We start from the raw sequence: 24535 nt of genomic DNA, 5'->3' as shown, positions 1-24535 counted from the left end.
GTCGCTATTTTGCGGTGCAATATACGCAATCCCACGTATCTGTGCAGTGCACAATTCTGGGCAATCCTCGCCTGACCGATAAGCGTTTCGAACAAAAATGGGGTGCTCATGTCAGACGAACCAAACAAGGGCTTGCAGTCTCCGCTTCGCCGCAAACTGCTGATGGGCGCGGCGGCACTGCCGCTCGTCTCGATTCTTCCTCGGCCCTCATTCGGGGCAGGTCCCGCAACCGCCACCGTCAACACCACGGGGCTCGCGGTCACCGATACGGAGGTCACCGTCGGCATCCTGCACTCGGCCACCGGCACGATGGCGATCTCGGAGACGGGCTCAATCCAAGCCGAAAAGCTCGCGATCGAACAGATCAACGCCGCCGGCGGCGTGCTCGGGCGCAAGATCAGGTTCATCCAGGAAGACGGCGCCAGCGACTGGCCGACCTTTGCGGAAAAGGCCAAGAAGCTTCTCGTCAACGACAAGGTCGCAGCGATCATGGGTTGCTGGACCTCGGCATCGCGCAAGGCGGTGCTGCCGGTCGTCGAGCAGTACAACGGCATGCTGTACTATCCGACCTTCTATGAAGGTCTCGAGCAGTCCAAGAACGTCATCTATACTGGTCAGGAAGCGACCCAGCAGATCCTCGCCGGCCTGAACTGGATCGCCAAGGAGAAGGGCGCCAAATCGTTCTTCTTCATCGGCTCGGACTACATCTGGCCGCGCACCTCGAACAAGATCGCGCGCAAGCACGTCGAGAACGTACTGAAGGGCAAGGTCGTCGGCGAGGAATATTACGCGCTCGGCAGCACCCAGTTCAATTCGGTGATCAACAAGATCAAGCTGACCAAGCCCGACGTCATCTTCACCGACGTGGTCGGCGGCTCGAACGTCGCCTTCTACAAGCAGCTCAAGGCGGCCGGCGTCGACCTGTCGAAGCAGGCGCTGCTGACGATTTCGGTGACCGAAGATGAAATCGACGGCATCGGCGGCGAGAACATCGCGGGCGCCTATGCCTGCATGAAGTACTTCCAGTCGCTCGACAATGCCAACAACAAGGCGTTCGTTCCGGCGTTCAAGAAGTTGTGGGGCGAGAAGACCGTGATCGGCGACGTGACGCAAGCCGGCTATCTCGGCCCGTGGCTGTGGAAGCTGACCTGCGAGAAGGCCGGTAGCTTCGACGTCGACAAGATCGCAGCCGCTTCGCCCGGCGTGGAATTCAAGGAGGCGCCCGAAGGCTACGTGCGCATCCACGAAAACCATCACCTCTGGTCGAAGACCCGCGTCGGGCGCGCCAAGCTCGATGGTCAGTTCGAGCTGATCTTCGAGACCGCGGATCTGATCGAGCCCGATCCGTTCCCGAAGGGCTACCAATAAGCCCGGAGCCTTCCCGCAACGTTCCAACCGCTCCCTGGCGTGGACCGTCAATCCGCGCTTCACGACCCCGCGTCGCGAATTCGCTCGCGACGCGGGACCTTCCTCCGGCGGAGAAGTCAGATGTTCGGCGACTATTCGATTGGCGATCTGGGCTCCATCTTCGTCATGCAGGGTTTTGCGGGCCTGATCCTGTTCTCCGTCTACGTGCTGATGGCGCTCGGCCTTGCCATCATCTTCGGCCAGATGGGCGTCATCAACATGGCGCATGGCGAGTTCATGATCTTGGGGGCCTACGTCACCTGGATGACGTCGAATCTGTTCCAGAGCTATCTGCCAGGTCTTTTCAGCGGCTATTTCTTTCTCGCGATGATGCTGGCTTTCCTCGCCTCCGGCGCGCTCGGAATGCTGGTGGAGTGGGGGCTGATTCGGCACCTCTACAAGCGCCCGCTCGACACGCTACTCGCCACATGGGGCCTCAGCCTCATACTGCAGCAGGCCTATCGCTCCGTCTTCGGCGCGCGCGCGAGGTCGGCGTCGACCTGCCGCAGTGGATGCTGGGATCGCTCAAGGTGACCGACAGCATCGAGGTGCCGATCAACGGCATCTTCGTGATGGGTCTCACCGTTTCGATCACGTGCGCGGTTGCCTACGTCATTTACAAGTCGCGCTGGGGCCGGCAGGTCCGCGCTGTCGTGCAGAACCGGATCATGGCCGGCGCCGTCGGCATCAATACCGAAAGAGTCGATCGCTACACCTACGGCCTCGGTTGCGGGATCGCCGGGATAGCGGGAAGCGCTTTTACCATGATCGGCTCGACCGGTCCGACCTCGGGGCAACTCTACATTGTCGACACGTTCCTGGTTGTCGTGTTTGGCGGCGCCGCGAGCCTGCTCGGCACCATCGCGTCGGCCTTCTCGATTTCGCAAACACAATCGACGCTCGAATTCTTCATGTCGGGCTCGATGGCCAAGGTTCTCACGTTGCTCGCCGTCGTCGGAATCCTGATGTTGCGGCCGCAGGGTCTCTTCAGCCTCAAGGTTCGCAAGTAAGAACAAGAAAGCACGATCATGATCATCAACTCGCGCTTCTTCAATCGATCCGAGCTCATTGGCTTCGTTGCACTGGGCCTGGTTCTGCTCGTGATCCTGCCGCTGTCGCTGGATGTGTTCCGTCTCAATCTGGTCGCGAAATATTTGACTTACGCCTTTGTCGCGATCGGCCTCGTGCTGTGCTGGGGATATGGCGGCATCCTGAGCTTGGGGCAGGGCGTGTTCTTCGGCCTCGGCGGCTACTGCATGGCGATGTTCCTCAAGCTGGAGGCATCCAGCGTCGAGAACACCAAGATCCAGTCCACGCCCGGCATTCCGGATTTCATGGATTGGAATCAGATCACCGCGCTGCCGCTGTTCTGGCAGCCGTTCCACAGTCTCACCTTCACCGTTCTCGCCATCATCCTGGTCCCAGGCCTCTTCGCCCTGATCATCGGCACGGCAATGTTCAAGCGCCGCGTCGGCGGCACCTATTTCGCGATCATCACCCAGGCCGTCGCCGCCATCCTCACCATTCTGATCGTCGGGCAGCAGGGTTATACCGGCGGCATCAACGGCATGACCGACCTGCGTACACTGAAGGGATGGGACATCAGGCCGGACCACGCCAAGGTCGTTCTATACTTCTTTGAAGTGTTCCTGCTGTTCGGCTGCATCCTGATCGCGCAGTTCATCCGGCTGACAAAGCTTGGCCGCATCCTGGTGGCGATGCGCGAGCAGGAAGATCGTGTCCGCTTCTCCGGCTACAGCGTCGCCAATTTCAAGATCTTCGCCTTCTGCATGGCTGCGATCTTCGCAGCGATAGGGGGCGCCATGTTCGCACTCAATGTCGGTTTCATGTCGCCGTCCTTTGTGGGCATCGTGCCGTCGATCGAAATGGTGATCTACACTGCCGTCGGCGGACGGACGTCGATCTTCGGCGCGGTGTGGGGGGCGCTGCTGGTCAATTTTGCCAAGACCGGCCTTTCGGAATCCTTCCCGCAGCTCTGGTTGTTCGGCCTCGGCGCGCTGTTCATCGCGGTCGTGCTGGCCTTCCCGAACGGCTTGTCGGGCATCTGGGCGGATCACGTCCAGTCGCGCATCGATCGCCTGATCAGCTCGATCAAGAAGAAGTCCGGCGACTGGACCAGTAATTCGGTCGCCGACGGTGCGCCGGCAGAGTGAGGAGGACATCATGCTCGTCCGTCATATCGGTTGCCGATGCCACACTGGCGAAATGAGGAGATAGATCATGCTCATCGGTCACCAGCCTAAACCCTTCCTGCTCGCGGTCGAAGCGCTCACGGTGTCGTTCGACGGCTTCAAGGCGGTGAACAATCTTTCCTTTTATGTCGAGGAGAACGAGATCCGCGTCATCATCGGCCCCAACGGCGCCGGCAAGACCACCGTGCTCGACCTGATCTGCGGAAAGACCAAGGCGACCTCAGGCTCGATCCAGTTTCGCGGCAAGGAACTGACAAAGCTGAAGGAGAACCAGATCGTACAGACCGGCGTCGGGCGCAAGTTCCAGACCCCGTCGGTGTTCGAGGATCTGACCGTGTTCGAGAATCTGGAGATTTCCTATCCGCGCGGCCGCACTGTGTTCGGCTCGCTCGTCTTCCAGCGCGATGATGCTGTCAAGCAGCGCATCGAGGAAGTCGCCGAGATGATCTTCCTGAAGGATCGTCTCGACACTTATGCCGATCAGCTCAGCCATGGCCAGAAGCAATGGCTCGAGATCGGCATGCTGCTGATCCAGGATCCGGAACTCCTGATGCTCGACGAGCCCGTCGCCGGCATGAGCGTCAGCGAGCGCGCGAAGACCGCCGAACTGTTGAACCGCATCATCAAGGACCGCTCAGTGCTCGTCATCGAGCACGACATGAAATTCGTCGAGGACATCGCTCACAAGGTCACGGTGCTGCACCAGGGCCAGATCCTGTCGGAGGGAACGATGGAGAAGGTCAAGAACGATCCGAAAGTGATCGAAGTTTATCTCGGGCACTAGCGCATGATCCCGGAAAGTGGCGTCCGGTTTCCGGACAAGATCATGCGCAACAAATAAGGAGCGCTCATGCTGGCTATTTCGGATCTTCACGTCGCCTACGGTCAGAGCGAAGTTCTGCACGGCCTCAACGTCTCGGTCGCGCCCAACGAGATCGTCGCGATCATGGGCCGTAACGGCATGGGCAAGACCACGCTGATGAAGTCGCTGATGGGCATCGTGCCGACCAAGAGTGGCTCGGTGAGCATGGCAGGCGCAGAGCTCAGCACGCTGCCGAGCTACGAGCGTGTCGCCAGGGGCCTCGCCTACGTGCCGCAGGGCCGCATGATCTTTTCCACCATGACGGTGAAGGAGAACATCGAGACCGGCCTCGTGGTGTCGGGCGGCTCGGAGGTGCCTGAGGACATCTACGAATTATTCCCGGTGCTGCTGGAGATGAAAGGCCGGCGCGGCGGCAATCTTTCCGGCGGACAGCAGCAGCAGCTCGCTATCGCCCGCGCGCTCGTCACCAAGCCAAAAGTGCTGCTGCTGGACGAGCCGACCGAGGGTATCCAGCCGTCGATCATCAAGGACATGGCGCGCACCCTGAAGCGCATTCGCGACGAGCGCGGCCTGTCGATCGTCGTCTCCGAACAGGTGTTGAGCTTTGCGCTCGACATCGCCGACCGCGTGTTGGTCATCGAGAACGGCGAGATCGTCCGCGACGAGCCGCGCGACAGCGTCGATGCCGCGCAAGTCTCGAAATTCCTGTCCGTGTAAACCCGCAAACCGTGCTGTCAAAAAAGGGGAGCTATCGATGCCAGAGACACTGATCAAGGTCGATCTTTCGAAATCGGCCTACGAGAACGACATGGTCCACAACCGCTGGCATCCCGATATTCCGATCGTGGCGTGGGTCAATCCAGGCGACGATTTCATCATCGAGACCTATGACTGGACCGGCGGTTTCATCAAGAACAACGATTCCGCCGATGATGTGCGCGACATCGACCTCTCGATCGTGCACTTCCTGTCCGGCCCGATCGGCGTCAAGGGCGCCGAGCCTGGCGATCTCCTTGTGGTCGACCTGCTCGATGTCGGTCCGTTGAAGGAAAGCCTGTGGGGCTTTAACGGCTTCTTCTCCAAGCAGAACGGCGGCGGCTTCCTGACCGACCATTTCCCGCTGGCCCAGAAATCGATTTGGGACATCAAGGGTCTCTACACCTCGTCGCGCCACGTGCCCGGTGTGAATTTTGCTGGCTTAATCCATCCCGGCCTGATCGGCTGCCTGCCCGATCCGAAATTGCTGGCGACCTGGAACGAGCGCGAGACCGCGCTGATCGCGACCAATCCGACGCGCGTGCCGGGCCTTGCCAATCCGCCGTTCGCCGCGACCGCGCATGCCGGCCGCGCCAAAGGCGATGCCAAGGCCAAGGTCGGCGCCGAAGGCGCCCGCACCGTGCCGCCGCGCGAGCATGGCGGCAATTGCGACATCAAGGATCTGTCGCGCGGCTCGAAGATCTTCTTCCCGGTCTATGTGCCGGGTGGTGGACTCTCGATGGGCGATTTGCACTTCAGCCAGGGCGACGGTGAGATCACTTTCTGCGGCGCAATCGAAATGGCCGGCTGGCTGCATCTGAAGGTCGATGTCATCAAGGATGGCGTTGCCAAATACGGCATCAAGAATCCCGTGTTCAAGCCATCGCCGATCACGCCGAACTACAAGGATTATCTGATCTTCGAGGGCATCTCGGTCGACGAGGCCGGCAAGCAGCATTACCTCGACGTCCACATCGCCTATCGCCAGGCGTGTTTGAACGCGATCGAGTATCTTAAGAAGTTCGGCTATTCCGGCGCGCAGGCCTATTCGATCCTCGGCACCGCGCCGTGCCAGGGCCACATCTCAGGCGTCGTCGACGTGCCGAACGCCTGCGCTACGCTGTGGCTGCCGACCGAGATATTCGACTTCGACATCATGCCGTCGTCGGCCGGACCGATCAAACACATCAAGGGCGACATCCAGATGCCGATCTCGCCGGACAAGTGATTCCCGCGCGAGGAGGGTGCGGGACGGCGCCGTGTCACGTCGCGCCGCATCCGTCGCGGAGCTACGAGGAAACATCGCGAGGAAACCAGATGCCCGTCTACGAATATCTCTGTAACGACTGCGGCTCGTTCACGGACATGCGGCCGATGGCCGAATGCGACGACCCGCAGGACTGTCCGAACTGCGAAAATGAATCACCGCGCGTGATCCTGACTGCACCGGCGTTCTTCTGCATGCCATCAGAGAAGCGCAAGGCGATCGCCACTAACGAGCGCAGTGCCCATGCGCCGAAGACATCAGCGGAATACAAGGCTTCGCACGGTCCCGGCTGTGGCTGCTGTTCACCCGGCAAGAAGAAGCCGGCCCGGCTCATCACCAAGACCAGAGGCGGCGCCAAGGGCTTTCCAACGGCGCGCCCCTGGATGATCAGCCACTGAGGCTCGATCCTTCCAACTCAAACCAGAGAGGCGATCCCAATGCTCCACGGTGACATTTCTTCCAGCAATGACACGGTCGGCGTCGCCGTCGTCAATTACAAAATGCCGCGTCTGCACACCAGGGCTGAGGTGCTCGACAACGCCCGCAAGATCGCCGACATGATCGTCGGCATGAAGCTCGGTCTGCCGGGCATGGATCTCGTGATCTTCCCGGAATATTCCACCCACGGCATCATGTACGACTCCAAGGAGATGTACGAGACCGCCTCGCAGGTCCCGGGTGATGAGACTGAGATCTTTGCCGAAGCCTGCCGCAAGGCAAAAGTCTGGGGCGTGTTCTCGCTGACTGGCGAGCGCCACGAAGAGCATCCGCACAAGGCCCCTTACAACACCCTGATCCTGATGAACGACAAGGGCGAGATCGTTCAGAAGTACCGCAAGATCATGCCGTGGGTGCCAATCGAAGGCTGGTATCCCGGCAAGTGCACCTACGTCTCCGAAGGACCGAAAGGGTTGAAGGTCAGCCTGATCATCTGCGACGACGGCAACTATCCGGAGATCTGGCGCGACTGCGCCATGAAGGGCGCCGAGCTGATCGTGCGTTGCCAGGGCTACATGTACCCGGCCAAGGAACAGCAGGTCTTGATTTCCAAGGCGATGGCCTGGGCCAACAATGTCTATGTCGCGGTTGCTAATGCCGCCGGCTTCGACGGCGTCTACTCCTATTTCGGCCATTCCGCGATCATCGGCTTCGACGGCCGCACACTCGGCGAGACCGGCGAGGAGGAGTACGGCATCCAATACGCGGGATTGTCGAAGAGCCTGATCCGCGACGCGCGCCGCAACGGCCAGTCGCAGAACCATCTCTTCAAGCTGCTGCACCGCGGCTATACCGGCATGATCAATTCCGGCGAAGGCGCGCGCGGCGTCGCGGCCTGTCCCTACGATTTCTATGCGAAATGGATCGCCGACCCCGAAGGGACGCGTGAGATGGTCGAGGCGATGACGCGTTCGACCGTCGGCACCGACGAATGCCCGATCGAGGGGATTCCGAACGAGGCGACGGCGAGTAATTACTAGCCGGTCAGCGTGCCACACATTCGAATGTCGTCCCGGCCCTCATGCGCAATTGCGCATCAGGAGCCGGGACCCATAATCACAAATGTGGGTTGTGGCGCGGCGCTGCGGCCGCAGTTTCCTTCATATCTGACCTTCGTGGTTATGGATCCCTGCTTTCGCAGGGACGACGTTGTGGAGACATCATAGCCCGTTTCGTCTAAAATCCGCGCCTGCGACTTTTGACGAGCGAGGCGACCTTGCAAACAAGAAAATTCGGCACCAACGGCCCCGACGTCTCCGTGATCGGGCAGGGCACCTGGTATCTCGACCACGGCGACCGCAAGGCCGCGATTGCCGCCCTGCGCCGTGGCATCGCAACCGGCATGACCCATATCGACACCGCCGAGATGTATGGCGATGCTGAGCCGGTGATTGCCGACGCGATCGCGGAGCTGCCGAGGGAAATGCTCTTCCTGGTCTCAAAGGTGTTGCCGAGCAACGCCTCGCGCCGCGGCACCATCACCGCCTGCGAGCGCTCGCTGAAGCGGCTGAAGGTCGATTATCTCGACTGCTACCTGCTGCACTGGCGCGGTTCCTATCCGTTCGAGGAGACGGTGGCGGCGTTCGAGGAGCTGGTGGCGAGCGGAAAGATCCGTTCTTGGGGCGTCAGCAATTTTGATTCAGATGATCTCGATGAACTCGTCGATATCGCAGGCGAGGGCAAGATCGCCTGCAACCAGGTGCTCTATCATCTGCAGGAGCGCGCGATCGAGCACGCCGTGATCCCGTGGTGCGAGAGGCATGGCGTCGCCGTCGTCGCCTATTCGCCGTTCGGCCACAATGACTTTCCATCGCCGCGCAGCAAGGGCGGTGAGGTGCTGCAGGCGATCGCCGATGCACACAAGGCAACCCCACGCCAGATCGCGCTGGCGTTTCTCACGCGCACGGCATCGGTGCTCGCGATTCCAAAAGCCTCCAGCGCGGAACACGCGGCCGAGAATGCGCGGGCGGGGGACTTGAGGTTGAGCGAGGTCGAGATTGGCGCGCTCGACAAGGCTTTTCCGCGCGGCCCCAAGCCGCGGGGTTTGCCGATGCTGTAGCCTCTCTCTTCCCGCGCTTCGCGCGTCTGACGGACTTCAGGCGGCCGGAAACTGCAGTTCGAACGCGACGCCCTTGTCGGACGGCAGGAGCAGGATCGATCCGCCGTGGCTGGTCATGATAGCCTGGACGATCGAGAGTCCCATTCCCGTGCCGCCGGTGTCGCGGCGCGTGGTGAAGAAAGCGTCGAAGATCTTCTCCCGGTTCGCTTCGGATATCGGATCGCCATCATTGCTGACTATCATCCTGACGGATCCGTTTTCCTCGGCCGCTTCGAGCCGCACGGCCTTGGCGTTATGACGGATGGCGTTGTCGGTCAGATGCGACAACACGATCAGCGCCTTTTCGCTGGACATGCCGATCGAGCGGTCCAGGCACCCCGTTGCGTCGATCGCGCGTGCCGGAAACCGGCTCTTCAACCCGCCAATCACCTGCGAAAGCCCGGTCTGCTCATTCTGCGGCGCGGCCTCGGCGCGCGCCAGCTCGCGTAAGCGCTGGGTCATGGCTTCCAGGCGCCCGGTGTCCCCCAGAATGTTCGATATGAAATTCTTCTGCTCCATCCGGGTGAGGGTGTCTGTCTTGCTCTGCAGGGAATCCAGCAGTAGTTCGGCGGCACCCTTGATCGATGTCAGCGGCGACTTCAATTCGTGGGTAAGGTGCGCTGAGAAGGTCGCGATGTAATCCGACCGCCGCGACAATTGTTCGGCCATGTCGAGAAAACTGTGCGACAACTGCGCAAACTCGCGCGTGCCGTAATGGGCGAGGGGCCGAAATGCATCGCGATCGCCCCGCCCGATGCGCGCGGCGCGATCGACCAGCTCGCGCATCGGGCGGGTGATGGTTCGGGAGAATACCAGGCCGATAACGATGGTCGCGAAAACAACCGCAAGCGCCGCCAGAATGAACTTGCCGCGTTCCTGATAGAGGTGGTCGAAGATGTTGCTCGGGGTCCTCGACGTATAGATCACCCCTGCGACGCGGTTGTTGACGACAACAGGCATTGCCGAGAACACGTGGACGCCGACGCCGCGGCTGATCGAGTAGATCGGAGGAGGAGGCTTGTCGGGTTTGCGAATCCGCAGGGCCGCCCGGTATTGTCCCTTGAGCGCTGTGGCTATCTCCTCGATATGGGCGAGCGATTGGCCGACCTCGTCGCGGCCGGCAATCACGACACCCTGGGGATCGAGGATGCGGAAGCCGGCCAGCGTGACTTTCTGGGTTTCCCGGATAATCGGCGTCAGCCGCGAGCCGATCTCGACATAGGGTTGCGATGCGGGCGCGCTTGCTGGAAGTGCGTCAGGCCGCCGCCGAAGCAGGTCTGCGCCGGCAGCGAGATCGAGCGCGGGTCGGATCGGCGTAAGCTGGTCTTCCCGGGCCAGGCGCGCCTCGGGCGGAATTTCGGCGCCGAGCGCAATGCCGGCGTTAAGGCGGGTTTCCACTTCCCGGGCATAGACCGCGGCAAGCACCCGGCTTTGCGCGATCAGTTCGGCCTGGGTTTGGTGAATGAGCTGATTGTCATAGAGGCGGAAGAAGAATAGCCCGACCAGCGGCAGTGTCGCCGCAGCGGCGAGCGCGGCAAAAATGACCTGTCCCACCGACGGCCGCCATTTTTGAGCCTTGTGAGGCATCATGCCTGGAGCTCGCATCGCCCGAGCTTGAAGCCGACACCGTGAATGGTTTCGATGACGTTGTCGCAGTTCACGGCGGACAGCTTGGCGCGGATATTGCGGATATGGCTGTCGATGGTGCGGTCCGACACCTGGATGTTGAGCTGATAGGCGGCGCTCATGATCTGCTCGCGGCTGAAAACGAGCGTAGGCCGTGTCAGGAATGCCCTGAGGATTCCAAACTCGATGGCCGTCAGGCGCAGCGGCTTGCCCGCAAACTCGGCAATATGCTGGCCGGGATCGACGAGCAACTTGCCCTGCGACAGCGTGGCCGAGGACGCCTTTGCGTCCTGCCCGCGCGAGGTGATGCGGCGCAGGATGACGTTTACCCTCGCTACGAGTTCGCGCGGGCTGAAGGGCTTGGTGACATAGTCGTCACCGCCGATCTCCAGGCCCAGTACGCGATCGATCTCGTCGTCGCGCGCGGAGAGAAACAGGATCGGAACGTCTGAGGTTTTTCTTATTTCGCGGCAGACGTTCAGGCCGTCGAATTCCGGCATGCCGATATCCAGAATGATCAGATCCGGCTTGTCGGCAGCAAAGCGGGTCAAAGCCTCCTTGCCGTCGCGCGCTTCAAAGACGGTCATTCCGGCTTTCTTTAGTGCAACACGGATGACCTCGCGTATATGAAGGTCATCGTCAACGATGAGAATGCGGTGCGTCAAACGTCTCTCCCGGCGCAATCGGCTTGCAGTCGAACTAACCTGTGGTCGAACTCTTCGGTTGGGCTTCCAGGGCACGCTGGAGGCGCCAACTCCGAAAACCCCAGGAGCGCCAGGAAGCGGTCTCTTTCGCTTGCTGTTCTACAAGGCAACTACGGCGGGAAACAAGGGCCGGTTCGAACCCGCGAAGGGCGATGGCCCGGTCGATGGCAGGCAATGCCTGCGGCCCGAGGGATAGCAGATAGTTCATATCGATCCACACTCCTTTGCCGCCTGCTTCGCGGCTATGGCTGACATTATAGTCAGCGATGATGGCGGCGAAATTCACCAGTGAACAGATGTAGAGGGTCGCCGTCAGGGTGATGAGGTTGGCGCGGATCAGCCAATCATTCGAGCGGTTCAGCACGATGCGGGCGACGATGAGCACGAGGCCCAACGCGACCAGTACCATCCAGATGAAGGCCGCGACGCGCCACCAGGTCAGCAGATAGATTTGGACATAAAGATCGAGGCGCAGGATCGACGACATCACCAGCAGAACATTCTGCGCCACCCATAGATAGACCAGCGGCCGAATCACTTTCGACTGCCCGGCCGGCCCACCTGGTCTCATCGCGGCCAGAACGAAGCCTGCCGCCAGAAGCGCCGTGACAATGAGAGGATAGGCGCCTCGATGGGCGTAGGTGGCGTAGCTGATATCGGCGGGCAAGGCGACGTTGCCCCAGAGATAGATCGCATCGAGGATGGTTTGAACGGCGAACAACACGTTGAACAGGACCAGCGAACGCAGGATCGTCGCGACGCCGAAAAGCTCCATTCGGTCCGATCGTGGCGTCTGGTCCAGAACCGCCGGTTCGACCAAGGCGGACGAAACCGCCATCTTGCTACGCCACCAGACATGGATGAAGGGCCATATGATCGACAGAGCCGTAGCCCAGAACAATATCCGACTCAGGCTCAGATAAGAGGCGGCGTCGCCCGGGCTCATCAGCCGGATCCACTTCTCCAACAATGGATTTGCCGAGACGAGCAGAATAACGAAGATGCCGCCGAAGGCGACGGGAATGAACCAAATCGTAAGACCGGTCTTCAGTGTCGGCAGATTGAACAAGCCGATGGCGTCCCGAAAAAACCTGAAGGGGCCGACCAGAAATAGATCGCATAGCGCCGCCGCCTGTTCACCGAGCTTGTAGCTTTGCAGATTGGTGGTCAGCAACAGACCAACGCCGAGCGCCAGAATCATGAAGGCCAGAGAAGCCGCGTTGAATTCCTCGACAGCCGGTACAAGTCCGGCCAACACGAGCACGCCGGCCAGCAGCATCCGACTTCTGTTCAACGTTGCGAAATTGGCGGTGAGTGACCCCAGAGCCAGCGCGAGCGCAAAGACGATCGTAGAAATCCCGATTTGTTGGCCGTAGAACAACCAGTCGGCCAGAGCCGCCAGCGCCACGGCAATCGCGGGTTTGACCGGGATCGGGCTCGCCTGAGCGGAGCCTGCATCGGATGCCGGCGTGGAGAGGTCGGTCATTGGTCCGCTACCTGTCTGGAGGGGAGAATTGCAAATCAGCGCCGTCGCGGGTCGCTCGCATAGCCACCACCCGTCGCTAGCTAATCTTGTGGGAACAGGCATTCGAAGACCGCCGCTGAGTTGCAAGACGGACTATCTGGCGTGGTTGTGCAATTGGTTGGACCGCCGTCTGCAAGAGTTCAGGATTTTTCTGCAGTTTCCGTGCAGGTGCGGTTATGCGCTCGCGCCGGCGAGACAAGTTTGATACGGGCAATGGTCTCGTCTGATCCCCCTTGTCCAAACTCCCATCATTCTCATGCAAAGTCTCAAACGTATCGGCCTGATCCTGGTCTGGCTCGCTGGAATAGCCTTCGTTTTCGCTGCTGCGAACAAAAACGATCCCTATCTGATTTCGCTGCGGGGAAGGGGAAACATCGCTCTGGCTACCGCGAGCGTGGTTGTCGCCGTATTGCTCATCCGCCGCGGCTATTGGAGAAGAGGCATCGCGGGAAGGGCGCTCATACTGCTGTGGTGCCTGCCATCGCTGTCGATGCTTGGTGCGCATGCTGCATTTGAATGGCGCAAGCAACGGGTCCTGCGGACCGATGCTGCACAGGTGCGCAGCCTTGGAAAACATTTTATCGTTGGGTATTCGTCATTCCCGGAGGTTTCAGTTCTCGCCGAGAAGGGCCTGATCTCCGGCGTCTACATCACCAAGCACAATGTCGCGGGATCGTCGGCGACGCATCTGAAAGAGGAGATTTCGGCGCTGCAGGCAAAGCGGCGCGCTGCCGGCCTGCCGCCCTTGATCGTGGCGGCCGACCAGGAAGGCGGCATCGTATCGCATCTGGCGCCGCCTTTGACCAAGCTGCCGGCTCTATCGACGCTTGCGAGCGTGGCGCCGGATGTGCGCGCCGGGAAAGCACAGGCATTCGGGCGCGCTCACGGGCGGGAGCTGGCGGCGCTCGGTGTTACCCTGAATCTTGCGCCGGTGCTGGACTTGCGACCCGAACTGAAGCGCAACCGGCTCGACTTCAACACTCTGATCGGCCGCCGCGCGATTTCCGATGATCCGGCGGTCGTCGCCGAGATCGGACGAGCTTATGTGAATGGCCTCGAAGCGTCCGGTGTTGGAGCGGTCGTCAAGCATTTTCCGGGGCTCGGCCGCGTGCGATCCGATACTCATCATTTCAGCGCCGGCTTGGATGCGCCGCTCGATGAACTCGAAGCGTCGGACTGGATTCCGTTCAGAAAGGTGCTGGCCGGCACGAAAGCGCAACTGATGATCGGGCATGTGACGCTGACGTCGGTCGACCCGGACCGCGCCGCGTCACATTCCAAACGCGTCGTCGACGGCATCATTCGCAAAAAATGGAGCTATCAGGGCGTCATCATGACTGACGACCTCGTGATGGGAGCAATCTATCAACGCAATGTCTGCACGGCAGTGGTCGAGGCGCTCAATGCCGGCGTCGATCTGCTGCTGGTCGCCTTCGACGGGGCGCAGTTCTATCGCATCTTCACCTGCGCCATGGCGGCGTCGGCCGAAGGCAGGCTCGACGCCGCCATGTTGGGCGACAGTGAGATGCGGCTGAAAGGGGCGTTCCCTGTGGATTGAGGGACCGCGATGCAGAGCGGGAAGGCAAGATGCCGGCGCGAACTACTTCGCGAACCGGCTTTCCTTGGGCAGCTCCGCCATTCCCCGGGTCCGGAATGCGGGCTTGTGATCCTGCTGCTTGGACCACGACACATAGTAGGCGATGGCTGTCATGATCGAAATCCCGGCGAAGCTGACCAGGACATGCAGGGCAAGCGAATCCGGGCCTGTGATCAGGACGAGATGCGCGGCAAACGAGAGAAACACCCCGGCGCAAAACACGGCCAGCCATTCCTCGCCGCACTTCATGATCGGCTGTAACGCCTGCCATCGGAATCCGCGCCAGCTACGCGGCACCATGTAGGTAAAGAGAAAGGCCAGCGCCAGGAAATGAAGCACCCTGTAGGGAGCAAGGTTTTCCCCATCGTTGGAAGGAAAGGCGTCGCGCAGGAAATCCGGCACAATTCCAGCTTGCGGAAACTTCCCTGCAACGGTGACGACCAGCGCAAAGAGCAGGTACAGCCATGCCGCGGTGCGCAGGATTGCGAGGCCCTGAAGGGTGCGTATGGCGTGCACCTGTCTGGCACCGCCTAGCGCAAACCAGGCGCCGAGCACGAACAGGAGCTGCCAGGAGAACGGGTTGAGATGCCAGCGTCCGTCCGGAAACGAAGACAGATTCCAGTCGAGCAGGCGGGATGCGAAGTAGAGACCAATCGATCCGGCGAGCGTAAGGTTCGGTCGCCGCATCACGCCGAACAGCACGATCGGAAAGAACGCCATCAGCACGATGAACAGTTGCAGCACGTCGAGATTGAGCGGCTTGGCCTGAAGCAGCAGGCCGTGAATCAGCGTCCGGATCGCGTGGTCGACGATCCCCGTAACATTGAACTCGCCGATGAGTTCGGGGGCGCGGGATCTGCGCGCGACATATCCGATCAGTTCGATATAGATCACGAACAAAACGACGTAAGCGGCGTAAAGCTGCCACAGGCGCTTGAAAATGCGGGTCGCCGACACCACGAAACCGCGCTCCAGCATCATCTTTCCATAGAGGATCGCGGCCGTGTAGCCGCCGATGAATACAAACAGATCGGTGGCGCCGCTGAAGCCGAAATTGCGCATGGTCAGCAGGCTCACCGCATTGTGCGGGACATGATCTAGAAAGAGAAACCAGGCCGCAATACCAAGCAGGAGACAGAGTCGGAAATCGCGGTCGCGCGCGGCGAGCTCGGCCTTCATTGACGGATGCATTTTTGGCTAAGACTTTACATGTCGGAGGAATCGAATCGCGAATCTAGTGCGATCGTCCGCGCCGTCGGAATAGACTTTGCGTGAAGAATAATTAAGCAAGTTGTCGGCGATTAAAGCCCGCCCGGTAATCACAATGTTTTGAGGGAATAGCGTGACCGAACGTGATCACGCTCTCTCGTGCTTGCGCAGATCGCGGATGTGATCGAAATGGCTGGCCTGCAGATCGGCGCCCGTCGCGCCGATGTCGGGAAGGGCCGCCTCGCTCAGAATATCGGCCGTGATGTCCTCGACCGAGCAATCTGCGATTTCGTGGATGAAGCTGATATTCTTATACTCGCCCGACGCCACCCGGGAGATGACCTCGCGCCTTGTGATTTCCGGATCGACGATGGCCTCGCGACCGCGGCGGCCGTAGTCGATCATCACGACGAAATATTGCATGTTGGCGATCTGACCTTATCCCGCGCGCCGGAATCTACGAGAAAGAGTATTTCTGAAAATCGGAAATAAGTCAAGCAAAAATTCCGAAAAACAGAAATTGGGCGAGGTCGGCGAGGCGGTCACACCTTAGCAGGATTTGTTGATTCGGAAGTCGCAAGCTGCCTTGATTACTTTTCCAGCGTGCGTCCGCCGGTCGCCCTTGCTGCCTTGCGCGAGCGGGCCGCCGCCTTGTTGCGCAATCGTTCGATCTGGCCCCTCGGCAGGGTGACGCAGATCTCGCCGATCCATTCCAGCTTTACGCCGGTGATCGGCTTGGCATTGAAGCTCGTCAGGTTGACCGACGCTGGGGATTTTCCGCGCTCGATCGTCTTCAGATATCGCTCGCCGGTCTTCAGGCGGACCGCGGCTTCCTCGCCGTAGAAGCTCGACAGCGGATGGCGCTGCTGGCGATAGACGACGATAACGTCGCCATTTTCGTACTTTGGCAGCATGGAATCGCCGGCCACCTCGAAGGCAATGGTTTCTTCCGCGATCGGAAACGGCAATTCGACTTCACCGAGGCCCTCCGGCGGCACCTGCTCATGTTCCGGCTCGATCGAGGCGCCGGCACCCACCCGACCCATGATCGGGACCGAATTCAGTTCGAGATATTCGATGATCGGCGCGATTTCAGACGCCTTGATCAGCCGAATCCCGGACAGGATTTCGGAAACCGCGCCGGGACGAACGCCCATCGCGGCAGCCAATCCGCCCTTGGTCTTGCCCGGCTTCTCCAGGCCTCGCTCGATCAACCTGATGTCCAGCATGATCACACCTTTCCGAATTTCAGAAACAATAGCAATTCCGATTATCAGAAATCAAGCTTGACTTTCATTTCGGAATATCAGAAATTAGTTGGCCGGCGTCGGGCGGCGTTGACAAGAGCAAGGACAACAAGATGGAACTGTCGAACTGGGCGCCCGAGCACTCGGACGCGCTGCGGGAATTTCTTGCCAAAGGCATGAGCTATTCGGAGGCCGCGCGAGCGATCAATTCACGATTCAGTACCTTCTACACTCGCAGTGCAGCGCTCGGGCGCGCACGGCGCCTCGGACTAGGAGCTGACGATCGCCTGCAACCGTCTATGCCCACCAAGCCGGCGGACCTGCACGACATCGGAGAACCTCGTGCCAGCGCATCCAGGGTGTCTGCCCTTGTCTGGCCGGTACCGTTGTTTAAGGAGATCAAGCCGCTCAAGCTGCGCTGCGCGGCGATCGAGCCACGGCATGTCTCCCTGACCGAGCTGGAGAGTGGTGACTGCCGTTATCCCTATGGCGGCGATGAGGAGAGTGATGTCATTACTTTCTGCGGTCATCCGCGCCGCCCGGGTTCGGCCTACTGCACGCCGCATTTTCATCTGAGTCGCAACCCGGTCGTGCCGTCCGAACACGCGGTGAGCGCTTTGCTGCGGATGTTGGAGACAGCATGACGAACGCTGCAGTCACATGCGTGGCCGACAGGTTGAAACGGCTGCCGCGTCGCCACCGGATCGCTCACCTGCGTGCGCTGATCTGACTTCAGCCGGAGGGCTGCGGCCGGCGGGATGCATTGTCCGAATTGCTGCGCGACGAGATATCGAGCGCATCAAACGAATAGATCTTCCGGTCGATACCGAATTCTACTGCTTTCAAGGAGTCCATCAGATGCCGAGAGCCAAACGCCGAAAGCCATACAATCCCGCCAAGGCGCATGACCGAAGGTCGCGCGATTTGTCACGCAATGCCGAAGTCGCAACCGTCGAGGTCGACAACCCGCTGGCGTTGGAGCCGGGCGAGAAGATTGTTGCCTTGCGTTCGATTCGCAACGATCCCCTCGCTCGGTTACATTCCCACCGCCAGATCGACGAGGCGCAGTACCAGGCGGGGAGGGCGTTCCAGAGCGATTGGGAGAAGGCGGAGCGCGGCCCGCGCGCGGTCGATCCGAGCCGGGAATATGTCGATGGCGGGCAGCGACGCGAACCGATCACCGAGGGTCAACGCAAGGCCGTGCTGCGGTTGAACCGTGCCGAGCGCGAACTTGGGGCGGACGGCTCGGCGCTGGTGCATGACGTCCTGGTCCAGCGAATGACCATGGAACAGGTCGGCGAGCGGAGGGGGCTGCGCACCAAGCGATGGCATGACTATTTTTCAAGGCGATTGCGCGAATGCCTCGACCGGTTGGCGCTGTTGTACGGGTTCGCGACGGAGCATCCCGTTCCGGTCAAAACCCTCCCGCGCTGAAGCGCAGAGGCTGCACCACGTCATAAGCTGCCTTCGTCAACGGTACGGCATAGTCGACGGTCAAGGCGCCGAATGGCGAGGCCCAGGTCAGGCCGGCACCGACTGACGAGCGTACGACATTCTTGTTGGCGACCTGAAGCGATGCCGTCGACCCGCTGTAGCGGAATACGCTGCCGGCGTCGACGAAGGCCGTGGCCCGGAGGCCGTATTCGTTGGGTACGCCGGGAATCGCGCTCTGCAGTTCGGCGGTCGTTGCCCAATAGGCGCTGCCGCCGACATTATCCATCGTGGTGCCGGGCGTGAGATCGCGTGGGCCGAATCCGTTCGGGGCAAAGCCTCGCACCATGGTCGGGCCGCCGAAGAAATTGTTCATCAGCGGCACCTGCTGGCCGCCCCAACCTGTAACGTAGCCGCCCTGGGCGCGCACCATGCCGACCAGGTCGCTACTGAGCGATTTGTAATAGCGCACGTCTTCCGTGGTCTTCAGGAATTTTACGTCTCCACCCAGTCCGGCCAGATCCTGGCTGAGCTGCGATCTGATTCCGCTGGTCGGGCTCTTTGTGTTGTCGAGCGTACTGTAGGTCGTCGTACTGCCGGGGGCGGAGACCCAGGTCGGGCCGGCGGCGGCCGCCTGCCGGACGGCCAACGAGGGCGTCAGGCCGGAGCTGTTCGGCGATAGCGTGATGTTCTGATTGTAGATCGAGTAGCGCCACTGTATGCCGAGCTCCTCGTTGATCGGCGTGCCCAGTTGCAGCCTCGCGCCGTAGGTGTTGCTGCCGTAGGATTGGTAGCTATTGGCGTCGTTCTGGCGACCGAAAAGTTCGATTCCCGCGGCGACCTTGGTGCCGAGAAAATACGGTTCGGACGCGGCCAGGTTGATGCCGCGCGCATATTGGCCGTACGTGAAGGTGGCCTGCACATTCTTGCCCGTGCCGTAGAAATTTCGCTCGCCCACTTTGACCTCGACGAGCGCACCATCGACAGTCGAGTAGCCGCCAGCGATGTTGAAATCACCGGTTGCCTGGTCAACCGCCTCGACATCGAGGATGACATGATCCGGCGCCGAGCCCGGCCGGTTCGATATTTTCACCGTCTTGAAGTAGTTCAAGTTTTTCAGGCGCCGTTCGGCCCGATCTATCAATGTCTTGTTGTATGGATCGCCTTCGGCGATATCGAATTCGCGTCGGATCACGTAGTCGCGGGTCCGCGTGTTGCCGTGAATTTCGATCCGCTCGACATAGGCTCGAGGCCCCTGTTCGATCACGAAGGTAACGTCGATGCGTTGCGCTGCGGAATCACGGGTGAGTTGCGGCGTCGCCTGGGCAAAGGGATAGCCGAGCTTTGCCATTTCGATCGCCAGCAGCTCCGTGGTCTTGTCCAGGGCGTTGCCGTCGAACACCGCGCCTGGATGGGCGGTGGGAAGGCCACGAAGCTTGTCGCAGTCCATTCCCGGAACGTTGCAGGCGACGCTGACTTCCCGGAAGTGATAAAGCGGGCCTTCGTCGATTGCGAAGTTCAGCGTGAACCCCTTCGCCGCCGGATCATACTCCGCCTTTGCCGATGAGACGCTGACATCGGCGTAACCTTTGCTGCGGTAGTAAAGCCGTAGCTGTTCCTGGTCTTGCGCGACGCGGTCGGGATCGTAGACGTTACCGCCGGTCAGAAAACTCAGCATATGGGTGGCGGAGGTCTTGATTACGGCGCTGAGCTGTCGCTTGCCGAAGGCCTTGTTGCCCGTGAAATCGATCCGCCGTACCGGAGTCTTTGCGCCCTCCGTTACGGCATAGATGAGGTCGACCCGGCCGTTGCCGCGGTCGATGATTTGCGGATCGACGCTGACCTCGGCGCGACCGACACGCCGGTAGGCCTCGATGATGCGGCCGACGTCCGACTGCACCGTGGCGCGTTGCAGCGAGCCGCGCGGCTTGGATTCGATGGCGGCGGCGAGGTCGGTGTCCTTGACTTTCCTGTTGCCTTCGAATGCGACGCGGTCGAGTACAGGCGCTTCGGACACATGCACGACAAGCCGATCACCGGCGCGTTCGATGGAAACTTTCTCGAACAGGCCGGTTGCGATCAGTGCTTTCAGCGCCGCATCACGCGCAGCGTCATCGAAATGCCCATCAGGGCTTGCGTGAAAGTGTGAGCGCACGGTCTCGGCGTCGACGCGGCGGGTGCCTTCGACGATTATCGTATCTTGCGATGGCGGCGCGGCTTCGGTGACGACCGGCGTCACGAAAATCAAGCCGAGGGCGCCGGCAAGCCGGCAAACGGCCACCCCCGATCGGAGCGGTCGGTTGCGCTGCGTGATGCGTCTGATCTCCACGTCCCGCCGGACTCCCAGTTAATCGGCTGAGATCGAATTGCCGGCGCGGGGCGAAAAAATGTCTGGGATAAGGTGAGTTGCGGGCGAGTTTTTCGCGATGCGCCACAATTTAGACGCCTTCTGTTAATGCCGATTTTCTCAGAATTGTCGCAATGCACGCTTCATGCTTCGCCATCGAGAGAGCCTCGGACGCTCGCGCAGGAACCGCGCAGGCATCGACGCTCGCAGGAGCATCACATGCGATATGTCGCCTTCATTGCCGCTGCGCTCATGCTGATTCAGCCCGCGCTCGCAGAGAAGGCGCCGGAGGTCGATCCGCGCGCCTCGCTTGGGGTAGTCCAGCAGTGGATCTATAACTACCGCGCCAAGCCAGACTATGCACATGTCCCCGCAGCCGTGCGGGTGCTGTTTCACTCGCAAACATTCAAGGAGCCGGAGAACGCCGGCATTTACCTGGGCTTTATCGCCGGTGCGATTGGCTCCAACCCCGCCAAGGCCGAGCAACTCATTGCCAGTTTCTTCCCCGTTCGGCCGGAAGACGAATGGGTGATCGTCCGCGCCATCGCCTATTCGGGGCTGCCCGACTGGAGAAACGTTTTGCGCCGGGTCGCGCCACGAATGCCGGGCAGGCGGGTCATGATCGACAGCTATCTGGCGGGCAAGCTGCCGACCTTGACCGACATCCCGCTGGAAGAAGTAAAGCCCGGCATGATGGACAAGTTGCGCGGCGCCTTCACCAAGAATCCGTTTGCCAAGGAAGAGCGCAAGCTGAACACGACGCTCACGTTGGCAAGCAACCAGGATTTGCTGGACACGCTGTGGGGCTACTATTTTGCAACCGGCTCGCATGCCCCGATCCAGCGCATTATCCAGATGCTGCCATGGAGCAAAAGCCGCGACACGATCGACAAGCTGACGGTCGGAAGCATGGCGCGCTATACGCTGGCAAGCTACGCGATTCGTGATGCAAGTTTGCGCGAATATCTCCGTAGTGAACTTGCAAGGCAACCGGCGGCAGTCAAGGCACCGCTTACCGAAGTGGTTGAGGCGGCGGACACAGTGCAGATCGCTGCTCTCCGCAAGGATGCCCTGGCCGCCGTGGAGGAACTCAAGACCAAGGGCTCCGATACCCGCCGCGATCTCAGCTTCTGGGGTCAGGTCGGCGTCGGCGCGGTTGCGCTCGGTTGCGTCTCTGCGGCTGCGTTAGGGCAAGTCGCAGTCGGCATTCCCTGCGTGATCGGAGGCTCGGCCTCGCAGGGATTGCTGTCGTTCTGGGAAAAGCAGCAGTAATCGAGGCCGGTCGCGGAAGCTCATTCCAAGCCGGCGCGGCGAAAGCCTTCGAGATAGTGCTCGCGATCGGCATCGAGCTTCCAGGGTAACTGCGTTGCGATCCAGGCGAGCGAGATATTCGGCTGGGTCCGGCGCAATTCCTGCAGCGCAGCGCGCGCGAGTTCGATCTGGCCGGTCATGCCGGCGGCGACCGTCAGCACCCGATAGGCGCCGGTGAGGTCGCCACGCTGACGCGTCGCCTCGCGCGCCAGTGCAATGGCTTCCTGATAGTTCCGTCCCACGAACTGGGCGTAGGCGGCAACGCCGTAATAAATCGCGGAAGAAGGATCGCGGGGACTCTGGCGGATGGCGCGTTGTGTCGCCGCATAAGCGTCCATCCATCGCCCGGTATAGGATAGCCCCAGCGCATAATATCCCTGCGCGAGGGAGAAGTTCGGGTTGAGCTGGAGCGCCAGTTCGAATTCGGCCAGCGAATGGTCGAGCCGGCGCGTGGAGAAATACACGCTGCCGAGGGCCGTATGGGCCCAGGCATCCTCGCTGTCGGCGGCAATCGCCGCCAATGCTGCCTGCTCGGCGACGGGTGCTGCGGTTGCAAGATCCGTCCAGCCCAGATGCACGCCGAACATATGGTTGGTCGCGAACAGCGCCAGCGCCTGGCCATAGTCCGGATCGAGCGCAATGGCGCGTTCCAGCAGCGCTCGCGCGGCGAGGCTGTCGGGTTGCGTTACACGCCAGTGATGCGACAGCGCCCGCATCACCAGGTCCCATGCATCGATGCTGTTGGGCGGCTTGCGCCGGCTGCGAAAATTCTCCGCGGCGTAAATCTGCGGCTCGATCGCGGTGACAATGGCGTCCGTGATCTCGTCCTGTACCGCGAATACGTCGGTCAGGTCCCGATCGTAATGCTCCGCCCAGATGTGGCTGCCGGTTGCCGTGTCGTTGAGCTGCGCGGTGATGCGTACGCGGTCGCCGCTTCTTCGCACACTGCCTTCGACTACGTAGCGCACGCCAAGCTCGGCAGCGACCTGCCTCATATGCACCGGCTTGCCTTTGTAGGTGAATGACGAGTTGCGCGCGATCACGAAGAACCAGCGCAATTTCGACAACGCAGTGATGATGTCCTCGCTAATTCCGTCGGAGAAATACTCCTGCTCCTGGTCGCCGCTCATATTATCGAACGGCAGCACAGCTATCGCCGGCCGGTCGGGCAGCGCGAGTCCCGCAGGTGGCTGTTCTGCCTCTATTGGCAGTGTGACCTGTGCATTGTACGGCCCATTCACGTCGCCGACGAAGCGAACCCCTTTGCGGGGAATGGTGCGGATGAGTCTCTGTTCCTTTCCGTTGTCGCCGATCGCATTGCGGGCAGCGTTGATCCGGCTGTCCAGCGTGGAGTCCGAGACGATCCGCCCACCCCACACCAGTGCAATGAGATCATCCCGGCTGACCACGCGATCGCGGTGCTTCAGCAGGTGAACCAGCAAGTCGAATACTTGCGGCTGCATCGCAACCAGATCGCCGCCACGGTGCAGCTCGCGACGATCAGTGTCCAGGATGTGATTATCGAAGTTGAATCTCACTTGCCCGTCGCATCTGTTCTCAAGAAACAATCAAGTCCGTCTCATGAAGAGATCAAGCGTCAGGCAAAGACCTGTCGCCGTTCTACGCGCATCCTGCCAAAATCGGGAGTTCCAATCCCATTGCCCGGAGCGGAGCCAATTTCATGACGGAAACTCAAACCACCCTCGGCCCGGCGATGCCGGGTAATCGAGTGCTAAGATTCACTGCATTTCTATACGGATGTGTGGCCTATCTCACATTTCTGTTCACGATTCTCTACGCCATCGGGTTCGTGTCGGGCCTCGCGGTGCCGAAGACGATCGATACCGGCGCGAAATCGGGGATACTCGAGGCAATTGTCGTCAATCTCGGGCTGATGTCGCTATTTGCCATTCAACATAGCGTCATGGCACGTCAATCGTTCAAACACTGGTGGACGCGGTTTATTCCGAGATCTGTCGAGCGCAGCACTTATGTGCTGTGTGCAAGCCTGACGCTTCTGTTGCTGTTCTGGCAATGGCGTCCGATACCGGCCGTCATCTGGAATGTCCAAGAGCCTGAAATGGCCATGGTGATCGCGACGCTGTCATTCGTGGGTTGGATCATCGTGTTCACGAGCACCTTCCTGATCAATCATTTCGAACTGTTCGGATTGCATCAGGTCGCCAACAATCTCGTCGGCCGCGAAATGCCGGCACCAGTCTTCCGGACGCCGTTCTTCTACCGGTTTGTCCGGCACCCGATCTATCTCGGCTTTATCATCGCGTTCTGGGCGGCCCCGACGATGAGCGCCGGGCATCTGCTGTTCGCAGCGGTGACCACAGCCTACATCTTTATTGGTATAATGCTTGAGGAACGCGACCTCGTCGGCATGTTCGGCGACGAATATCGCCGTTATCGAGAGCGCGTTTCTATGCTGTTTCCATGGCACAAACCAACCTAACCACTTTTCAAATGG

The 24535-nt window shown here is 60.6% G+C and carries 21 protein-coding genes and 1 pseudogene; 14 read left to right on the top strand and 8 right to left on the bottom strand.

Features of this window, described 5'->3' with window-relative positions; all coding sequences use genetic code 11:
* Window positions 1-108: 108 nt before the first annotated feature.
* The 9 genes and pseudogenes from urtA to V1273_RS25120 all read left to right on the top strand — a co-directional run bounded on the left by urtA (window position 109) and on the right by V1273_RS25120 (window position 9023).
* A complete protein-coding gene (gene urtA, locus V1273_RS25160) occupies window positions 109-1368 on the top strand; it encodes an urea ABC transporter substrate-binding protein (RefSeq protein ID WP_334381246.1) in 1260 nt (419 codons plus the stop codon).
* Between the two features lie 120 nt (window positions 1369-1488).
* Window positions 1489-2417 (top strand): annotated as a pseudogene (gene urtB, locus V1273_RS25155) (urea ABC transporter permease subunit UrtB).
* A gap of 18 nt (window positions 2418-2435) precedes the next feature.
* On the top strand, window positions 2436-3581 hold the full coding sequence (urtC, locus tag V1273_RS25150; RefSeq protein WP_334363943.1) for an urea ABC transporter permease subunit UrtC: 1146 nt from the start codon (window positions 2436-2438) through the stop codon (window positions 3579-3581).
* Window positions 3582-3648: 67 nt separating this feature from the next.
* On the top strand, window positions 3649-4404 hold the full coding sequence (gene urtD / locus V1273_RS25145) for an urea ABC transporter ATP-binding protein UrtD (protein ID WP_334381250.1): 756 nt from the start codon (window positions 3649-3651) through the stop codon (window positions 4402-4404).
* Window positions 4405-4470: 66 nt separating this feature from the next.
* Window positions 4471-5160, top strand: a complete 690-nt coding sequence (urtE, locus tag V1273_RS25140; protein ID WP_334381251.1) for an urea ABC transporter ATP-binding subunit UrtE — start codon at window positions 4471-4473, stop codon at window positions 5158-5160.
* A 37-nt stretch (window positions 5161-5197) separates the two neighbouring features.
* Complete coding sequence (gene fmdA, locus V1273_RS25135; RefSeq protein ID WP_334411238.1) at window positions 5198-6427, top strand: formamidase; 1230 nt, start codon at window positions 5198-5200, stop codon at window positions 6425-6427.
* A gap of 89 nt (window positions 6428-6516) precedes the next feature.
* The gene (locus tag V1273_RS25130) at window positions 6517-6864 is read left to right on the top strand and encodes an FmdB family zinc ribbon protein (RefSeq protein WP_334411237.1); all 348 of its coding nucleotides are present in this window, start codon (window positions 6517-6519) and stop codon (window positions 6862-6864) included.
* Window positions 6865-6903: 39 nt separating this feature from the next.
* Window positions 6904-7944 carry an aliphatic amidase gene (locus V1273_RS25125; RefSeq protein ID WP_334411236.1) on the top strand — a complete coding sequence of 347 codons (1041 nt, stop codon included), beginning with the start codon at window positions 6904-6906 and terminating at the stop codon, window positions 7942-7944.
* Window positions 7945-8180: 236 nt separating this feature from the next.
* A complete protein-coding gene (locus V1273_RS25120; RefSeq protein WP_334411235.1) occupies window positions 8181-9023 on the top strand; it encodes an aldo/keto reductase in 843 nt (280 codons plus the stop codon).
* A 36-nt stretch (window positions 9024-9059) separates the two neighbouring features.
* Here V1273_RS25120 and V1273_RS25115 read toward each other — a convergent pair whose 3' ends face one another.
* From V1273_RS25115 to V1273_RS25105, 3 genes are read right to left on the bottom strand one after another with little or no spacing between them, the layout of a single operon-like run.
* A complete protein-coding gene (locus V1273_RS25115; RefSeq protein ID WP_334384178.1) occupies window positions 9060-10649 on the bottom strand; it encodes an ATP-binding protein in 1590 nt (529 codons plus the stop codon).
* The gene (locus V1273_RS25110) at window positions 10649-11353 is read right to left on the bottom strand and encodes a response regulator transcription factor (RefSeq protein WP_334411234.1); all 705 of its coding nucleotides are present in this window, start codon (window positions 11351-11353) and stop codon (window positions 10649-10651) included. The genes V1273_RS25115 and V1273_RS25110 overlap by 1 nt, the downstream gene beginning before the upstream one ends.
* Window positions 11354-11387: 34 nt before the next feature.
* Window positions 11388-12800 (bottom strand): DUF4153 domain-containing protein, encoded by a 1413-nt coding sequence (locus V1273_RS25105; protein WP_334363936.1) that lies wholly within the window; start codon window positions 12798-12800, stop codon window positions 11388-11390.
* Between the two features lie 373 nt (window positions 12801-13173).
* On the opposite strand from V1273_RS25105, the gene V1273_RS25100 reads away from it, so the two are divergent.
* On the top strand, window positions 13174-14475 hold the full coding sequence (locus V1273_RS25100) for a glycoside hydrolase family 3 N-terminal domain-containing protein (protein WP_334381256.1): 1302 nt from the start codon (window positions 13174-13176) through the stop codon (window positions 14473-14475).
* A 42-nt stretch (window positions 14476-14517) separates the two neighbouring features.
* On the opposite strand, the gene V1273_RS25095 is transcribed toward V1273_RS25100, so the two are convergent.
* The 3 genes from V1273_RS25095 to V1273_RS25085 form a co-directional block, all read right to left on the bottom strand.
* Window positions 14518-15693 carry an OpgC domain-containing protein gene (locus tag V1273_RS25095; protein WP_442893658.1) on the bottom strand — a complete coding sequence of 392 codons (1176 nt, stop codon included), beginning with the start codon at window positions 15691-15693 and terminating at the stop codon, window positions 14518-14520.
* Window positions 15694-15870: 177 nt separating this feature from the next.
* Window positions 15871-16146, bottom strand: a complete 276-nt coding sequence (locus V1273_RS25090) for a hypothetical protein (RefSeq protein WP_057844512.1) — start codon at window positions 16144-16146, stop codon at window positions 15871-15873.
* Between the two features lie 167 nt (window positions 16147-16313).
* Window positions 16314-16952 (bottom strand): S24 family peptidase, encoded by a 639-nt coding sequence (locus V1273_RS25085; RefSeq protein ID WP_334381258.1) that lies wholly within the window; start codon window positions 16950-16952, stop codon window positions 16314-16316.
* A 131-nt stretch (window positions 16953-17083) separates the two neighbouring features.
* On the opposite strand from V1273_RS25085, the gene V1273_RS25080 reads away from it, so the two are divergent.
* The gene (locus V1273_RS25080) at window positions 17084-17614 is read left to right on the top strand and encodes a GcrA family cell cycle regulator (RefSeq protein WP_334411232.1); all 531 of its coding nucleotides are present in this window, start codon (window positions 17084-17086) and stop codon (window positions 17612-17614) included.
* A 214-nt stretch (window positions 17615-17828) separates the two neighbouring features.
* On the top strand, window positions 17829-18404 hold the full coding sequence (locus tag V1273_RS25075; RefSeq protein WP_334411231.1) for a DUF6456 domain-containing protein: 576 nt from the start codon (window positions 17829-17831) through the stop codon (window positions 18402-18404).
* On the opposite strand, the gene bamA is transcribed toward V1273_RS25075, so the two are convergent.
* Complete coding sequence (gene bamA / locus V1273_RS25070) at window positions 18385-20730, bottom strand: outer membrane protein assembly factor BamA (protein WP_334411230.1); 2346 nt, start codon at window positions 20728-20730, stop codon at window positions 18385-18387. The two genes, V1273_RS25075 and bamA, sit on opposite strands and share 20 nt — an antisense overlap.
* 237 nt (window positions 20731-20967) lie before the next feature.
* On the opposite strand from bamA, the gene V1273_RS25065 reads away from it, so the two are divergent.
* Entirely contained in the window at window positions 20968-22020 is a 1053-nt protein-coding gene (locus tag V1273_RS25065; RefSeq protein WP_442894111.1) for a hypothetical protein, read from the top strand.
* A gap of 20 nt (window positions 22021-22040) precedes the next feature.
* Here V1273_RS25065 and V1273_RS25060 read toward each other — a convergent pair whose 3' ends face one another.
* Window positions 22041-23597 carry a winged helix-turn-helix domain-containing tetratricopeptide repeat protein gene (locus V1273_RS25060; RefSeq protein WP_334363928.1) on the bottom strand — a complete coding sequence of 519 codons (1557 nt, stop codon included), beginning with the start codon at window positions 23595-23597 and terminating at the stop codon, window positions 22041-22043.
* A gap of 143 nt (window positions 23598-23740) precedes the next feature.
* Here V1273_RS25060 and mddA point away from each other — a divergent pair, with 143 nt between their 5' ends.
* Window positions 23741-24520, top strand: coding sequence for a methanethiol S-methyltransferase (gene mddA / locus V1273_RS25055; RefSeq protein ID WP_334411229.1), 780 nt, complete (start codon window positions 23741-23743; stop codon window positions 24518-24520).
* Window positions 24521-24535: the final 15 nt, after the last annotated feature.

The organism is Bradyrhizobium sp. AZCC 1721 (assembly GCF_036924715.1).
Taxonomy (GTDB): Bacteria; Pseudomonadota; Alphaproteobacteria; order Rhizobiales; family Xanthobacteraceae; genus Bradyrhizobium.
The sequence above is the reverse complement of the archived record's forward strand: the minus strand, read 5'-3'. Positions and strand labels throughout refer to the sequence as shown.

Excerpts from the sequence above, each read along its gene's own strand:
- V1273_RS25095 (WP_442893658.1), bottom strand. The coding sequence starts at position 15,693 with ATGAAGGCCGAGCTCGCCGCGCGCGACCGCGATTTCCGACTCTGTCTC.
- V1273_RS25130 (WP_334411237.1), top strand. The coding sequence starts at position 6,517 with ATGCCCGTCTACGAATATCTCTGTAACGACTGCGGCTCGTTCACGGAC.
- urtD (WP_334381250.1), top strand. The coding sequence starts at position 3,649 with ATGCTCATCGGTCACCAGCCTAAACCCTTCCTGCTCGCGGTCGAAGCG.
- V1273_RS25065 (WP_442894111.1), top strand. The coding sequence starts at position 20,968 with ATGCGATATGTCGCCTTCATTGCCGCTGCGCTCATGCTGATTCAGCCC.
- V1273_RS25085 (WP_334381258.1), bottom strand. The coding sequence starts at position 16,952 with ATGCTGGACATCAGGTTGATCGAGCGAGGCCTGGAGAAGCCGGGCAAG.
- urtE (WP_334381251.1), top strand. The coding sequence starts at position 4,471 with ATGCTGGCTATTTCGGATCTTCACGTCGCCTACGGTCAGAGCGAAGTT.
- mddA (WP_334411229.1), top strand. The coding sequence starts at position 23,741 with ATGACGGAAACTCAAACCACCCTCGGCCCGGCGATGCCGGGTAATCGA.
- V1273_RS25125 (WP_334411236.1), top strand. The coding sequence starts at position 6,904 with ATGCTCCACGGTGACATTTCTTCCAGCAATGACACGGTCGGCGTCGCC.
- urtC (WP_334363943.1), top strand. The coding sequence starts at position 2,436 with ATGATCATCAACTCGCGCTTCTTCAATCGATCCGAGCTCATTGGCTTC.
- fmdA (WP_334411238.1), top strand. The coding sequence starts at position 5,198 with ATGCCAGAGACACTGATCAAGGTCGATCTTTCGAAATCGGCCTACGAG.
- urtA (WP_334381246.1), top strand. The coding sequence starts at position 109 with ATGTCAGACGAACCAAACAAGGGCTTGCAGTCTCCGCTTCGCCGCAAA.
- V1273_RS25075 (WP_334411231.1), top strand. The coding sequence starts at position 17,829 with ATGCCGAGAGCCAAACGCCGAAAGCCATACAATCCCGCCAAGGCGCAT.
- V1273_RS25115 (WP_334384178.1), bottom strand. The coding sequence starts at position 10,649 with ATGCCTCACAAGGCTCAAAAATGGCGGCCGTCGGTGGGACAGGTCATT.
- V1273_RS25100 (WP_334381256.1), top strand. The coding sequence starts at position 13,174 with ATGCAAAGTCTCAAACGTATCGGCCTGATCCTGGTCTGGCTCGCTGGA.
- V1273_RS25080 (WP_334411232.1), top strand. The coding sequence starts at position 17,084 with ATGGAACTGTCGAACTGGGCGCCCGAGCACTCGGACGCGCTGCGGGAA.
- V1273_RS25090 (WP_057844512.1), bottom strand. The coding sequence starts at position 16,146 with ATGCAATATTTCGTCGTGATGATCGACTACGGCCGCCGCGGTCGCGAG.